General features: G+C 67.3%; 14 protein-coding genes. 3 read left to right on the forward strand and 11 right to left on the reverse strand.

The annotated features are described in order from the left end of the window. Positions 1 to 37: 37 nt before the first annotated feature. Entirely contained in the window at positions 38 to 1042 is a 1005-nt protein-coding gene (locus tag BR78_RS0114025; RefSeq protein WP_025587567.1) for a fumarylacetoacetate hydrolase family protein, read from the reverse strand. Between the two features lie 265 nt (positions 1043 to 1307). Between BR78_RS0114025 and BR78_RS0114035 the strand changes: the two genes are divergently transcribed. After that, positions 1308 to 2597, forward strand: coding sequence for an adenylosuccinate synthase (locus BR78_RS0114035; RefSeq protein ID WP_025587565.1), 1290 nt, complete (start codon positions 1308 to 1310; stop codon positions 2595 to 2597). Positions 2598 to 2642: 45 nt separating this feature from the next. On the opposite strand, the gene BR78_RS20585 is transcribed toward BR78_RS0114035, so the two are convergent. The 10 genes from BR78_RS20585 to BR78_RS0114085 all read right to left on the reverse strand — a co-directional run bounded on the left by BR78_RS20585 (position 2643) and on the right by BR78_RS0114085 (position 12453). Beyond that, the gene (locus tag BR78_RS20585; RefSeq protein WP_025587563.1) at positions 2643 to 2936 is read right to left on the reverse strand and encodes a hypothetical protein; all 294 of its coding nucleotides are present in this window, start codon (positions 2934 to 2936) and stop codon (positions 2643 to 2645) included. Positions 2937 to 3064: 128 nt separating this feature from the next. Beyond that, complete coding sequence (aroC, locus tag BR78_RS0114045) at positions 3065 to 4132, reverse strand: chorismate synthase (protein ID WP_025587562.1); 1068 nt, start codon at positions 4130 to 4132, stop codon at positions 3065 to 3067. After that, positions 4129 to 4542, reverse strand: coding sequence for an endonuclease domain-containing protein (locus BR78_RS0114050; protein ID WP_049810769.1), 414 nt, complete (start codon positions 4540 to 4542; stop codon positions 4129 to 4131). Before BR78_RS0114050 ends, aroC begins: the two co-directional genes overlap by 4 nt. A gap of 65 nt (positions 4543 to 4607) precedes the next feature. Next, a complete protein-coding gene (gene fabI / locus BR78_RS0114055; protein WP_025587576.1) occupies positions 4608 to 5411 on the reverse strand; it encodes an enoyl-ACP reductase FabI in 804 nt (267 codons plus the stop codon). After that, positions 5408 to 6358: a YihY/virulence factor BrkB family protein gene (locus tag BR78_RS0114060; RefSeq protein WP_025587578.1), complete on the reverse strand. Its 951-nt coding sequence runs from the start codon at positions 6356 to 6358 to the stop codon at positions 5408 to 5410. The genes fabI and BR78_RS0114060 overlap by 4 nt, the downstream gene beginning before the upstream one ends. Positions 6359 to 6364: 6 nt before the next feature. Next, on the reverse strand, positions 6365 to 7303 hold the full coding sequence (locus tag BR78_RS0114065; RefSeq protein ID WP_025587580.1) for a DnaJ C-terminal domain-containing protein: 939 nt from the start codon (positions 7301 to 7303) through the stop codon (positions 6365 to 6367). 95 nt (positions 7304 to 7398) lie between these two features. Continuing rightward, positions 7399 to 8289 carry a transglutaminase family protein gene (locus BR78_RS0114070; protein ID WP_025587582.1) on the reverse strand — a complete coding sequence of 297 codons (891 nt, stop codon included), beginning with the start codon at positions 8287 to 8289 and terminating at the stop codon, positions 7399 to 7401. A 5-nt stretch (positions 8290 to 8294) separates the two neighbouring features. Further along, positions 8295 to 10778, reverse strand: a complete 2484-nt coding sequence (locus BR78_RS0114075) for a circularly permuted type 2 ATP-grasp protein (protein ID WP_025587584.1) — start codon at positions 10776 to 10778, stop codon at positions 8295 to 8297. Positions 10779 to 10878: 100 nt separating this feature from the next. Beyond that, on the reverse strand, positions 10879 to 11754 hold the full coding sequence (locus BR78_RS0114080; RefSeq protein ID WP_025587586.1) for an LOG family protein: 876 nt from the start codon (positions 11752 to 11754) through the stop codon (positions 10879 to 10881). A gap of 33 nt (positions 11755 to 11787) precedes the next feature. Then, on the reverse strand, positions 11788 to 12453 hold the full coding sequence (locus BR78_RS0114085; RefSeq protein ID WP_025587588.1) for an extensin family protein: 666 nt from the start codon (positions 12451 to 12453) through the stop codon (positions 11788 to 11790). Positions 12454 to 12586: 133 nt separating this feature from the next. Between BR78_RS0114085 and BR78_RS0114090 the strand changes: the two genes are divergently transcribed. Together BR78_RS0114090 and BR78_RS0114095 are read left to right on the forward strand one after the other, a co-directional pair. After that, entirely contained in the window at positions 12587 to 13474 is an 888-nt protein-coding gene (locus BR78_RS0114090; RefSeq protein ID WP_029936801.1) for an alpha/beta hydrolase, read from the forward strand. A 96-nt stretch (positions 13475 to 13570) separates the two neighbouring features. Then, a complete protein-coding gene (locus BR78_RS0114095; protein ID WP_025587637.1) occupies positions 13571 to 14731 on the forward strand; it encodes a phosphoserine transaminase in 1161 nt (386 codons plus the stop codon). Positions 14732 to 14759: the final 28 nt, after the last annotated feature.

Genomic DNA, 14759 nt, shown 5'->3' on the forward strand with positions numbered 1-14759 from the left:
CTCGCCATGGGCGCGAACCCGCTCGCCACACTCTCCCCTAACCGCCGACGGTCTGCTCGATCACCCCGAAGATCGGATGGTGCCTTTCATCCTCGGCCCAGATGCGGACGGTGTCGCCGGCCTTGAGGAAAGGCGTCTCGGGCTTGCCGCCCCGGATCGTCTCGATGGTGCGCAGTTCGGCGAGGCACGAATAGCCCACGCCGCCCTCGGCGATCGGCTTGCCGGGGCCGCCATCCGCGTCGCGATTCGAGACGGTGCCCGAGCCGATGATCGTCCCCGCGCCCAGCGCGCGGGTCTTCGCGGCGTGCGCGATCAGCGTGCCGAAATCGAAGGTCATGTCCTCGCCCGCCTCCGCGCGGCCGAAGGGCTTGCCGTTGACGTCGACCATCAGCTTGCGATGAAGCTTGCCGTCCTTCCACCAGTCGCCGAGCGCGTCGGGGGTGACGAACACCGGCGAGAAGGCGCTTGCCGGCTTGGACTGGAAGAAGCCGAAGCCCTTGGCGAGCTCGTCCGGGATGAGGTTGCGCAAGCTCACGTCGTTGGTGAGGCCGACCAGCCGGACTGCCGCCAGCGCCTCGTCGCGCGAGGCGCCGAGCGGCACGTCGCCGGTCACCACCACCACTTCGGCCTCGAGATCGCACCCCCATGCCTCGTCGGCGAGCGGGATCGGATCGCGCGGGCCGAGGAACCCGTCCGAGCCGCCCTGGTACATCAGCGGATCCCGCCAGAAGCTCTCGGGCATCTCGGCGCCGCGTGCCTGACGGACCAATGCGACATGGTTCACATAGGCCGAGCCGTCCGCCCATTGATATGCCCGGGGCAGCGGCGATGCCGCCATTCGCTCGTGGAAGCGCAGCATCGGGATCGTCTCGTGCCCGAGATCGGTGGCGAGATTGCGAAGATCGCCCTCGACCTGATCCCAATTGTCGAGCGCCGCCTGCAGCGTCGGCGCAATCGTGGTCGCATCGGCACACCACGCCAGATCGTCCGATACCACGACGAGCTTGCCGTCGCGGCCGTGCTTCAGGCTGGCCAGTTTCATCCATTCTCTCCCGTTTCGATCAGCATAGGGCCGCCGGCGCCCAAGTCGAGCGGCTGCGGCCAAACCATCTTTGTCTTCATCGTTTTCAACCACGCTCCCGTCGCTTCGTTGTTCGAATCATCGGCCAGGCACTTGACGCGACCCGCGCCGGACGCCATTGGCGCCGCGGCTTCGGGGCACTTCCCCCGGCCCCGATACCGCCCGGTCGCCGAGTCCTGTCGAAGGGCGGCCTTGGGTCCGCCCCGGCAGGCGGAGAATCGTATTCATGGCAAATGTCGCAGTGATCGGCGCCCAATGGGGCGATGAGGGCAAGGGCAAGATCGTCGATTGGCTCGCCGAGCGCGCCGATGTCGTCGTGCGCTTCCAGGGCGGGCACAATGCCGGGCACACGCTCGTCGTCGGCGAGAAGGTCTACAAGCTCTCTTTGCTCCCCTCGGGCATCGTCCGCGGCACGCCCTCGGTCATCGGCAACGGCGTGGTGCTCGATCCGTGGCACCTCAAGGCCGAAGTCGAGAAACTGCGCGGCCAGGGCATCGACATCACGCCCGACACGCTCAAGATCGCCGATACCTGCCCGCTGATCCTGCCTTTCCACCGCGATCTCGACGCGCTGCGCGAGGATGCCAGCGGCGCGGGCAAGATCGGCACGACGCGGCGCGGCATCGGCCCGGCTTATGAGGACAAGGTCGGCCGCCGCGCGATCCGGGTCTGCGATCTCGCCCATCTCGACGAACTCGGTCCCCAGCTCGATCGCCTCGCCGCGCACCACGACGCGCTCCGCGCCGGATTCGGCGAGCCGCCGATCGACCGTGCCGCGTTGGTGGAGGAACTCCGCGCAATCGCCGGCTTCGTCCTGCCCTTCGCCCAGCCGGTATGGCGGATGCTCAATGAGGCGCGCGGACGCGGGCGCCGCATTCTGTTCGAAGGCGCGCAGGGCGTGCTGCTCGATATCGATCACGGCACCTATCCGTTCGTCACGTCGTCGAACACGGTGGCCGGCACCGCCGCCGCCGGATCGGGCCTCGGTCCCAGCGCAGTCGGCTTCGTGCTCGGCATCGCCAAGGCCTATACGACGCGCGTCGGCTCGGGGCCCTTTCCGAGCGAACAGGACAATGCAATTGGCGAGCGGCTCGGCACGCGCGGCCACGAATTCGGCACGGTCACCGGGCGCAAGCGCCGCTGCGGCTGGCTCGATGCAGTGCTGCTGCGCCAGTCGGCGGCAGTATCGGGGATCACCGGGATCGCGCTGACCAAGATCGACGTGCTCGACGGCTTCGACGAGATTCGGGTGTGCACGGGCTATAAGCTGCGCGGCGAGGTGCTGGATTATTATCCGTCGAACGCCGCGGATCAGGCGGCGGTGGAGGCAGTCTACGAAACCATGCCCGGCTGGCACGAATCGACCGCTGGCGCGCGCAGCTGGGCGGAACTGCCCGCCGCGGCGATCAAGTATATCCGTCGGGTGGAAGAATTGATCCAATGCCCGGTCGCGTTGGTCTCGACCAGCCCTGAGCGCGAGGACACCATTCTGGTCCGCGATCCCTTCGCGGATTAGGTCGAAAGCTGGGCCCCGGCGACGCTGCCGCCGGGGCCCCGCCGCTTAACGCTGCGGCGTCGGTGTAGCGGGCTCGGGCGCAGGCGCCGCGCTCGGATCGGGCGTCGGCTCGGTGGTCCCGCTCCCGCTCGTGCCGCTGTCGGGCGCCGGCGACGTGCTGGTGTCGGCGCTCGGATCGCTCTTCTTGTCTTTCTTGTCCTTCTTGTGATCCTGGCTCGTCGTGCTGTCGGGCGATGTGGCCGACGGGTCCTGGCTCGGGGTCGACTGCGGCGTCGACTGGGCCATCGCGGCGGCCGGGAAGATCAGGGCCCCGGCAAGGAACAACGAAAGCTTACGCATGTTTTACACTCCTGCAGTTAGACAACTTGCAGGAATTGAACGGGTCTGCCGCGCGCTGGTTGCGCGTGGACGGGACGCTTCGCCGCTGTAACGAAACCGATTAACCGCGAGCCGACACTATCGCGGGATCAGCCGCACTGCGCCCGGTGCAAAAGTTTCTGATCGGCCAGCACCAATGCAACCATTGCCTCGACCACCGGCGCGCCGCGAATACCTACACACGGGTCGTGCCTACCTTTGGTGCGGATCTCGGTCGCCTCGCCTTCGCGGTTGATGGTCTCGACCGGCGTCAGGATCGAGCTGGTCGGCTTGAAGGCGACGCGCACCAGCACCGGCTGTCCGGTCGAAATGCCCCCCGCGATGCCGCCCGCGTGGTTGGCAAGGAAGTGCACGCCGTCATTGCCGGGCCGCATCGCATCGGCGTTCTGCTCGCCGGTCAGCGTCGCCGCGGCGAAACCGTCGCCGATCTCGACGCCCTTGACTGCGTTGATCGACATGCACGCCGCCGCCAGCTCGCTGTCGAGCTTGGCATAAAGCGGCGCCCCCCAGCCCGGCGGCACCCCGGTCGCCTCGCAGGCGATCACTGCGCCCAGCGACGATCCGGCCTTGCGCGCGTCGTCGACCAATTTCTCCCAGCGCGCGGCGGCCGCGGCGTCGGGGCAGAAGAAGGGGTTCCGGTCGATCTCGTCGGCGTCGAAATTGGCAGGGTCGATCGCATCGCCGCCGATCGCCTCGACCCAGGCGCGGATCCTCACTTCGGGAATGGCGAGCCGCGCCACTGCGCCGGCAGCGACCCGCGCCGCGGTCTCGCGCGCCGAGGAGCGCCCGCCGCCGCGATAGTCGCGAAAGCCGTATTTCTGGTCATAGGCATAATCGGCATGCCCGGGGCGATAGGCCTGCGCGACTTCGGAATAATCCTTCGAGCGCTGGTCGACATTCTCGATCATCAGGCTGATCGGCGTGCCGGTGGTGCGCCCCTCGAACACCCCTGACAGGATGCGGACCTGGTCGGGCTCCTGCCGCTGCGTGGTGAAGCGCGACTGGCCCGGGCGGCGCTTGTCGAGGAAAGGCTGGATATCGCCCTCGGACAATTCCAGCCCCGGCGGGCAGCCGTCGACCACTGCGCCCAGCGCCGGCCCATGGCTCTCGCCCCAGGTAGTGAAGCGGAAGACGCGTCCGAAGGAATTGAAGCTCATTGACCCCTCTCCCCAAGGGGGAGAGGGAGGGGCCCGCTCGCCGAAGGCGAGTGGGAGGGTGAGGGCACGAGGGCAGCGGAGATGGCTGAAGCCACTCCTTCCAGATTCCGCATCACCTCGTCATTCGAAAAGCGGATCACGCGGAACCCTTCCTCCTCGAGCCACGCCGTTCGCCGCTCGTCATAATCCTGCTGGTGCGCATGGGTGTCGCCGTCAACCTCAACCGCAAGTTTGGCATCGGCGCAGTAGAAGTCGACGAGGAACGGCCCCAACCAAACCTGATTGCGAAACTTGGCTCCGCCGAGTTGTCGATTGCGCAGAGCTTGCCATAGTCGCTTTTCGGGCTCGGTGCGGTCGCGCCGGGCCTTGCGCTGGAACTTCAGCGATTCGTAACCGGGCGGTCGCTTCATCCCCTCACCCTTCCCACCGCCTTCGGCGGCGGGCCCCTTCCCTCTCCCCTTCAGGGAGAGGGAATTCATACCAATGCGATGTCGGGCGCGTCCTCGGCCTTCATGCCGATGACGTTGTAGCCGGCATCGACATGGTGCGTCTCACCGGTCACGCCCGAAGCGAGGTCCGAGAGCAGATACAGCCCCGCGCCGCCGACATCCTCGATCGTGACGTTGCGCTTGAGCGGCGAGTTGAGCTCGTTCCATTTCAGGATCAGGCGGAAATCGCCGATGCCCGATGCGGCCAGCGTCTTGATCGGGCCGGCCGAGATCGCGTTGACCCGGATATTGTCGCGGCCGAGATCGACCGCGAGATACTGGACGCTGGTCTCGAGCGCAGCCTTGGCGACGCCCATCACGTTGTAGTGCGGGATCACCTTCTCGGCGCCGTAATAGCTGAGGGTGAGGAGCGAGCCGCCATTCGGCATCATCGCCGCCGCGCGCTTGCAGACCGCGACGAACGAATAGACGCTGATGTTCATCGTCATCAGGAAATTGTCGAGGCTGGTGTCGACATAGCCGCCGCGCAGCTCGTTCTTGTCGGAGAAGCCGATCGCATGAACGACGAAGTCGATCGTCGGCCAACGCTCCGCCAGGGTCGCGAAGGTCTTGTCGAGCTCGGTCATGTCGGCAACGTCGCAGTCGATCAGGAAATCGCTGCCGAGCTGCTCGGCGAGCGGCCGCACGCGCTTCTCGAGTGCTTCACCCTGATAGCTGAACGCGAGTTCCGCGCCCTGTTCGCGCAGCTTCCGGGCAATCCCCCATGCCAGCGAACGATCGTTCGCCAGGCCCATGATCAGCCCGCGCTTGCCCTGCATCAATCCCGTCACGACGCACCGTTCTCCTTTTTCGGCGTCCCCTCTACTCCGTCCGGCACCGGTTCGGCTAGGGCGGCGTTGAGTTCGGCGCCGGCGACCATGCCGAGCCCGATCAGATAGAAGAAGATCAATACGATCATCACGCCGGCGAGACTACCATAAGTAAGGTCATAGCTGCCGAGCAGCGCCAGCACGCGCGGCAGCATCGCCGTGACGAACAGCCACCACAAGGTGATGAAAGCCGGCCCGGGCCATTTCGGACAGTTCGAAAACCGATAGCGGCTCGGCGTCAGCGAATAGAACAGCATGTACAGCGCACCGAACAGCACCAACGCGGGCAATGCCCTGGTGGCGGAAACGATCGTCAGCGTCTGCGATGCCCAGGGCAGCAACCGGTAGATGAATTGCTCGACGCCGGTCAGCAGCACCTGGAAGCTGAACGCCGCCATTGCCAGGACGACCGAGGCGACGGTTATGCCGATCGCGCCCAGCCGATAGCGCCAGAAGGGCGTGCTCGATTTCACGCCATAGGATTGGCGAAGGATTCCGCGCAGCGTCTCGATGAAGCCGGCGGTGGTCCACAAGCCGACGAGTGCGCCGAACCACAGGAGATTTCCGGTGCGCGCCTGGAGCACGTCGGCAGCGGGCTTGCGGAGCACTTCCCCCACGTCGGGCGGCATCGTCTGCAGGAACGCCTCGAGCGTCCGTATCCCTTCGGCGCTGCGACCGATCAGCTGCGCGATCGCCGCGGCGACGATCAGGAACGGAAAAAGCGTGACGAGCGACAGATATGCGAAATTGCCGGCATAGGTGAACCCTTCGTTGAAGGTGTCCGTCACGACGCGGCCGATGACGTGGAAGAATCTGGGTCCGAAACCGATCCTGCCCATCGCCGCGCGAAGCCGGGCACCGGGCCCCGGCTTCGCCTCGGCGGCGTCGGCGGATTCCGCTTCTTTCACAAGGGCTCAGACGCCCATGCGGCCACGCGGGTTCCCCTTGTCCTGCCAGCCCTGCACGAACTCGACCAAAGCATCGTCGTCGACCGGCAGATCGACCATCAGCGTGACCAGCAGATCGCCGCGCCCGCCGGCCTTCTTGTGGAAACCCCTCCCCTTGAGGCGCAGCACCTTGCCCGAGGTCGAGCCCTTGGGGACCTTGAGCATCACCGCGCCATCGGGCGTAGGCACGCGCACTTCGGCACCGAGCACCGCTTCGGACAGGCTGACCGGCAAATCGAGCCGGACATCGTCGCCCTCGCGCACGAAGAATCGATGCGGCTGGACGTCGATCGTCACGATAGCGTCGCCGAAACCGCCGGGACCTTCCTCGCCCTTGCCCGCTAGCCGCATCTGGGTGCCGCTTTCGACGCCTGCGGGCAGCTTGAGGTCGATCGTCTTGCCGTCGCGCAGCGTGATCCGCTGCGGCGTGAGCCTGGCGGCATCTTCGAAGGCCACGGCGAGGCGATAGGCGACGTTCGCCCCCTTGGCCGCCGGCCGCCGGCCGAATCCGCCAAAGCCGCCGCTGAATCCGCCGCCGCCGCGCCGCCCCGCGCCGCCGCCGAACAGTCCCTCGAAAATATCGCCGATGTCGTTCGCTTCGCCGCCGAAATCGAAACCGCCGCTGCCGCCGGGACGAAAGCCCCCCTGCGGGCCGCCGCTGCCATATCCGAACGGCGCGGTGGGATTGCCGTCGCCATCGATTTCGCCGCGATCGAAGCGCGCGCGCTTGTCCTTGTCGCTCAGCAGATCATAGGCCGACGCGACCTGGCTGAAGCGTTCGGCGGCCTTGGGGTTGTCCTTGTTACGGTCAGGGTGCAGCTCCTTGGCGAGCTTGCGATAGGCCTTCTTGATGTCGGCCTCGCTCGCGCCCCTTGCCACGCCCAGAGTTGCATAAGGATCGGCCACTCAATTCCCCGTTCGTATCACCAATGTCGTGCGCTCCTTATAGAAGCAGTGCGCCCGCGAACATCGTTGCCGGACGGGCTTTGCGCAAGCCCGCCTCAGGCGGGGATCTGTTCCAGCGGCTCGACATCGACCGAAACCTGCATCTTCTGCGCGCCCCAGCCGAGGACGATCCCGTCGATCGGGGCCACATCGGCATAGTCGCGGCCGATCGCGACGACGATATGGTCGCCCGCCATCCAGATGCCGTTGGTGGGATCGACGCCGACCCAGCCGAGCTGCGGCCCTGCCCAGACCAGCACCCAGGCATGCGTCGCATCGGCACCGACGAGCCGCGGCTGGCCCGGCGGTGGCAGGGTGCGGATATAGCCCGAGGCGTAGGCTGCGGGCAGTCCGGCGGCGCGCAGGCCCGAGATCATGATCTGCGCGAAATCCTGACACACGCCGCCGCGCTTGAGGAACGCCTCGCGGGGTGGCGTGTCGACAAGCGTGGCCGTGGGGTCGAAGGCGAATTCGCGCTGGATGCGAAGCGCGAGCGCGATCACCGCTTCGAGCACGGCGCGCCCGGGATCGAGGTCCAGCGCGCACCATTCGGCGATCTCTCGGTCGAGCGGAATCAGCGGCGACGGGAACAGATAGGCGGCGGGCCCCGCCGGCGATACATCGCGACTCGCCCGCGCCCATTCGGCGATCTGGACGATATCGGGATCGGACGGGCCCGGGATCGGCACCGCACGATCGACGCGGACGCGGGCGCGGCTCTCGATGGTGAGCGTGCGCGCGGGTTGCTCGACGACCAGCCGGACGACATTGGCGAGACCCGCCTCGGCGCGGGCGGGAAACACGCGGCCCTGCGGCTCGATGATCAGGTCGTAATCCTCGACCGTCTGGCCCGACCAGAGGATCGGCTTGAGGCGGAGGTTGTTGCGGGCGAAAGCGGCAGGCTCGGCATAGTCGAACCGGGTCACGTGGCGGATCTGGTACAGCATGCCGGTTATGCGAGGACGAGGCCGGCGGCACGCAGCGGTTCGGCGCCGTGCAGGAAGTAGCGCCTTGCGATCGCCCCCGAAAGATTCGTCAGGCGGGTTTCGAGATCGCCCAACATCGCATCGCTCAGCCGCGTCGCGCTGGCGGTGACGAGGAGTGCCGCGATCTCGCGCGCCTGTGCCTGTTGCGGCTCGGCGAGACCGTCGTCGGAAAGCACCGGCAGCGTGTTGAGATGCGCCGAGATCGCCGCGACCTGGAAGGCGAGCGCCCGGGGATTATGGGGGTCGAGCGTCACCAGATCGAGCACGGGCACGCGCGCCATCCCGGTCAGGTAGCGCTGGCGATAGCTGATCTGGCTGTCCAGCAGGTCGAGCAGGGTCGACAGATCGTCGCTGGTCGCCTGCGCGCCGCCAAAGGCGCGGATGAAGCGGATCGCGCCCAATGCGCGCTCGATCCGGCGGCCGATGTCGTGGAAGCGCCACGCATCGGTGCGCGTCATATGCTCGCTCGCCAGTCCGTTGAGCGCCGAATAGCGGCGCTGGAGCGAGCCCGCTTTGTCGAGCAGCACGCCGCGTTGCGGGAAGGGCGCGTCGAGCAGGCGGATCATGTCGGCCGAGAGCCGCTCGCGCGAGACCTCGCCGATCAGCCGCGCCTGACCATTGATCGCGCGGACGCTGTAATACTCCCCCTCGTCTTCCAGCGCGGTACGCGCGAGTTGAGTCAGATCGGCGCGTTTGAAGCCCTTGGGCTCGGGCGCCGCGCCCGCAGCCACGACCAGCCGGGTGAGGCGCGCGACGGTATCCGCTGCCAGCGCGGCACCGGTGTCGGCGCTGATCGAATGGCCGAGCAGGACGCGGAGCAGCCCGAGCAATGCCTCGCCGCGTTCGAGATAGCGGCCGAGCCAGAACAGATTGTCGGCGACGCGGCTGGGCAGGGTGCCCGGATTGCGGCGGAGCTGGGTGGTGTCGTCCGAAGGCAGCAGCGATACCGGTGCGACCGGATCGGGCCCGTGGATGCAGACATCGGCCGACCACATCCCCTCTCCCATCACCGCGGCGCGCGGATCCGGATGCTCGCCGATGCGCGCGAAGCCGCCGGGGAGCACGGTCCAGCGGCCCTCGCCGTCGCGTGCGGCGAAGACGCGCAGCGTGAACGGGCGCGGCGCAAGCCCATCCCCGGCCACCGTCGGCATGGTCGAGAGGCGGACGATCTCCTGCCCGACATAATCTTGCGGGCGGCGCGTCATATCGTCGAGCAGGGCGGCGCGTTCGTCGGGGCCCAGCGCCGCGCCGAGCACCGTCTCGCCGGCGGGCAGTCCGAGCGGCGCGCTCCCGAACGCCGGCGCGATCAGCAGCGATTCCAGGTTGGCGGCGACATATTGGCGTTCGGCATCCTGCCCGCACCACCAGGTCGCGATATTGGGAAGCGCGAGCGGCGCGCCGGTCAGCACTTCCGCCAGCCGCGGCAGGAATGCGGCGAAGGCGGGTGCTTCGAGCAGCCCGGCGCCGGGCGCGTTGGCGATGACGACATTGCCCGCGGCGATCGCGTCGATCACGCCGGGCACGCCGATCGTCGAATGCGAATCGAGCGCGAGCGGATCGAGCAGTCGCGGATCGAGCCGGTGCCACAGGGCATCGACTCGCTTCATGCCCGCAATGGTGCGGACATAGAGCTTGTCGTCGAGTACCGCGAGATCGGCGCCCTCGACGAGGAGGAAACCGAGATAGCGGGCGAGATGCGCCTGTTCGGCGTAACTCGGGTTGAGGCGGCCGGGCGTGAGCAAGGCGATCCGCGGCTCGGCGCGCCGGCACGCCGCCGCCACGCCTTCACGGAAGGCGGCGAAGAAGGGTGCGTGGCGCTCGATGTTGAGCCGCGACTGGAGCTCGCCCAGGGTCCGCGCGATCGCCAGCCGGTTCTCCAGCGCATAGCCTGCGCCGGCGGGCGCGCGGAGATGATCGGCGAGGACGCGCCATTCGCCCGAAGGCCCGCGACACAGATCGGCGGCGACGAACTGGAGATGGTGGCCGCCGGGCGGCGTGAGCCGGGCGAGCGGGCGAAGGAAGAAGGGGCTGCCGGTTACGAGCGCGGCGGGGACGTGGCCATCGGCGACCAGCCGCGCTTCGCCGTACAGGTCCTGGAGAATGGTTTCGAGCAATTCGGCGCGCTGGACGACACCCTGGGCGATGCCGTCCCATTCGGCTTTTCCGATCAGCAGCGGGACGGGCGAGAGCGGCCAGGGGCGCTCCTCGCCTTCGTCGGGGATGCGGAAACCGGTGCCGATATCCTCGGCATGGCGTTGCGCGCGCTCGCGGGCGGGTTCGAGGCCTTCGCCCGAAACCGCGGCGAGTTCCTCGAACATTGCCCTCCACGCCGGATCGCGGCCGCTGGCGCAGAGCACGTCGCTGTCGGGAACATGGCCGCAATAATCAGCGATCCAGCGATCGGCGATGGTCGCGGCGTCGAACAACGATGTCGCGGCGCGGGTGGCCAATTGCGCTTCCTTTCGAAGGCGCGGTGATGGGGGAAAGCATGTTGCATGGCAACAAGGGAGATGCCCGGAGGCACGCCCTGTCGCCGTGCGGACGTGTGCCTCAGCCCTTGGCCTGCTTGTCGCGCCAGAAGTCCTGGACGATCCGCCAGCCTTCCTCCGCCGTCTCGACGAAGTGGAACAGGCCCAGGTCGCGCGGGCCGATCACGCCTTCCTCGCACAGGGCCTCGAAATTGACGACGCGCTGCCAGAAGTCCTTGCCGTAGAACAGCACCGGGATCGGATCGATCTTGCCGGTCTGGATCAGGGTCAGCAGCTCGAAGCTCTCGTCGAACGTGCCGAAGCCGCCCGGGAACACCGCCACTGCGCGCGCATGGAGCAGGAAGTGCATTTTCCGGAGCGCGAAATAGTGGAACTGCATCGACAGCGACGGCGTGACATAGGGGTTCGGCGCCTGCTCGTGCGGCAGCACGATGTTGAGCGCCACCGTGTCCGCGCCGACGTCGCGCGCGCCGCGGTTCGCGGCTTCCATGATCGACGGGCCGCCGCCCGAGCACACCACGAAGTGGCGCTTGCCTGCCGCGTCGAGCGGGAAGTTGCTCACCATCTGCGCCAGCTCGCGCGCGACGTCGTAATAATGCGATTTCTCGATCAGCCGTTCGGCGATCTTCTTCTGCTCGGGCGTGTCGGCGAGCTCGAGCAGCGCCTTCGCCTTTTCCGGCTCGGGGATGCGCGCCGAGCCGTAGACGACGAAGGTCGAGGCGATATTGGCCTCGTCGAGGATCAATTGCGGCTTGAGCAGCTCCAGCTGGAAGCGAACCGGCCGCAGATCCTCCCGCAAAAGGAAATCCATATCCTGAAACGCAAGCCGATAGGCCGGATGTTCGGTCTGGGGCGTGCCGCTGTTGGTGTTGGCGTTCTCGGCTTCCTGCTGCGCGGGGCGGAAGACGCGGCTCGGGACGCGTGTGTCGTTGCTCATTTGGCTCGGCTTAGGCCGATCGCGCGGTCTTGCCTAGGCGCAGAACGGTCCCCGGCCCATGTCGAGATGGAGGTGGTTGTAATGCGCGGCATTATAGTCGGGGCCGAGCACCGTCCTGAAGCGCTTGCACGCCGAATTGTGGATCACTTCGAAGAATTGGCGGACGGCCGGATCGCCTGACCTCCAGCCGGTCTCGACGCGGATCCTGCGGCCGTCGGCAAGCACGAAGCCGCCCACGTCCACGGCGTTGCCGAGGCCATGCTCGGACATCCGCGCGCCCGATTGTCCGCCGCCGCCGATGATGCCCCGGCACGAATAGGTGCCGAAACTCTCGACCCGGACCAGTTCGCTGCCGAGGATCTGCTTGGCCGCGGGCGCGACTGCGAAGCGCACCCACGCAGTGAAGGTCCGGGCCAGCGGGCAGCGCATCGACTTGAGATTGGTTACCGGCACGCCGATATCGAGCAATTCCACGGCGCCGGTGACGATGCAGCCACTGCCGAAATCGCGATCGGGCAGCGGCGAATAGCGCACCCGCTCGCGCGACAGGTCGGCGAAGCATTGCTGCGTCTCGCGCGGGGTGGGCCGGTTGAGCGTGATCGGCCCCGATCTGCGCTCCCGAATCGGCGCCGGACGGTCATTGTCGTCGCCCGCACAACCGGCAAGCAATAGAGCGAGGAACATGACGCCGATGCGCATGTCACGGGCATAGCATGGCGATTCTGAAGATTCGCTGCTGCTCGTCGCACGGACGCACCGGTTTGACTCTCGCATTGGTAGCGCTACCATGTCCCAAGGCATCGCCCTGAGACGGTGCGCACCGGAGAGGCCCATGACCAGACTGCTCGCCGCCTTCGCCTGGGCGCTCGCCTTGCTCGCATCGCCGGCCTGGGCGCAAGATCCGCCCGCCACGCCGCAGCGGATCGCCTTATGGGCCGATGGCGCGCCGGGATTCGAGAGCCGCAAGAATATCCCCGAACAGGCCGAGGCCTATTGGCTCAAGCCGGTCAACGACCCGAGCATCACCTATTTCCCCGCCCGCCCCGGACGCGAGACCGGCGCGGCGGTGTTGCTGATGCCCGGCGGTGCGCACCAATTCCTCGTCATCACCAGCGAAGGCAACGATGCCGCGCGCTGGTTCAACGAGCGCGGCATCGCGGCATTCGTGCTGCGCTACAGGCTCTTCCGCGGCAAGGATTCGCCGTACAAGTTCGAACATGCCCGCCAGGATGCCGAGCGCGCGATGCGGACGATCCGGTCGCGGGCCGGCGAATGGAAGCTCGATCCGCACAAGATCGGCGTGGTCGGCTTCTCCGCCGGGGGCGAGCTGGCGCGCGTGACCTTGCTCAGTCCACCGGTCCCCGCGCCGGGCAAAGGCGACGCAGTCGACCGGCTCTCGTCCCGTCCCGATTTCGGCGTGCTGGTCTTCCCGGGCCCGCTGCACGGCGAGGAGAAGATCACCCGCGATTCGCCGCCCTTGCTGATGGCCGCGACCAATGACGACCAATGCTGCTCGCAACCGATCATCGACTTGCTGAACGCGTATCGCGCCGCGGGCGCCTCGTCCGAGCTCCACATGTATGCGGCGGGCGGTCATGCGTTCAACATGGGCGAGAGCACGCCGATGGTCAGTCTGCGCAACTGGCCGTCACGGATCACCGACTGGATGACCGACCGCGGCCTTCTGGCGAAATGGCCGCCCGAGCCGTCGAAACCGTAGAAGTTCGCGGGTTGACTTCGCGCCCGCCGCCGCTAGGGCCGTCGACGGGCCACGCGGTCCCAACGCCGCGCGTGCTCTCTGCAAGGAGAGACTGACATGAGTGATTCTGCCGTTACCGACGCCACAGCTGCGTCCACTGCCAAGCCCGCCACCAGGCCGGCCCGCCCCTTTTTCTCTTCCGGTCCCTGCGCCAAGCCTCCGGGCTGGGATGCGTCGAAGCTCGCCAGCGAATCGCTCGGCCGCTCGCATCGCTCGAAGATCGGCAAGACCCGCCTGCAATATGCCATCGACCTGATGCGCGAGCTGCTGCAGCTGCCGGACACGCATCGCATCGGCATCGTTCCCGGATCGGACACCGGCGCCTTCGAAATGGCGATGTGGACGATGCTCGGCGCGCGCCCAGTGACCACGCTTGCCTGGGAGAGCTTCGGTGAAGGTTGGGTCACCGATGCGGTCAAGCAGCTCAAGCTCGATCCGACCGTGCTCCGCGCCGACTATGGCCAGCTTCCCGATCTCGACCAGGTCGATTGGTCGAACGACGTTTTGTTCACCTGGAACGGCACCACCTCGGGCGTGCGCGTGCCGAACGGCGACTGGATCCCCGACAACCGTGAGGGCCTGAGCTTCGCCGACGCGACCAGCGCGGTGTTCGCCTATGACCTGCCATGGGACAAGATCGATGTCGCGACCTTCTCGTGGCAGAAGGTATTGGGCGGCGAGGGCGGTCACGGCGTGCTGATCCTCGGCCCGCGCGCTGTCGAGCGGCTCGAGAATTACACTCCCGCCTGGCCGCTGCCCAAGGTGTTCCGCCTCGTCGCCAAGGGCAAGCTCGCCGAAGGCGTGTTCAAGGGCGAGACGATCAACACCCCGTCGATGCTCGCCGTCGAGGACGCGATCTTCGCGCTCGAATGGGGTAAGTCGATCGGCGGCGCCCAGGGCCTGATCGCCCGCAGCAATGCCAACGCCGCCGCGCTCCAGAAGATCGTCGCGACACGCGACTGGCTCGGCAATCTCGCCGAAGACGAATCGATCCGCTCGACCACCAGCGTCTGCCTGACGGTCGAGGGCGCCGACGAGGCGTTCATCAAGACGTTCGCCGGGCTGCTCGACAAGGAAGGCGCCGCCTATGACGTCGCCGGCTATCGCGATGCCCCCGCGGGCCTGCGCATCTGGTGCGGCGCGACCGTCGACACCGCCGATATCGAGGCGCTCGGGCCCTGGCTCGACTGGGCCTACGTGACCGCCAAGGCAGCTTAACTCCCTCTCCCCTTCAGGGGAGAGGGTC

This window comes from Sphingomonas sp. UNC305MFCol5.2, from assembly GCF_000712135.1.
Classification (GTDB): domain Bacteria; phylum Pseudomonadota; class Alphaproteobacteria; order Sphingomonadales; family Sphingomonadaceae; genus Sphingomonas.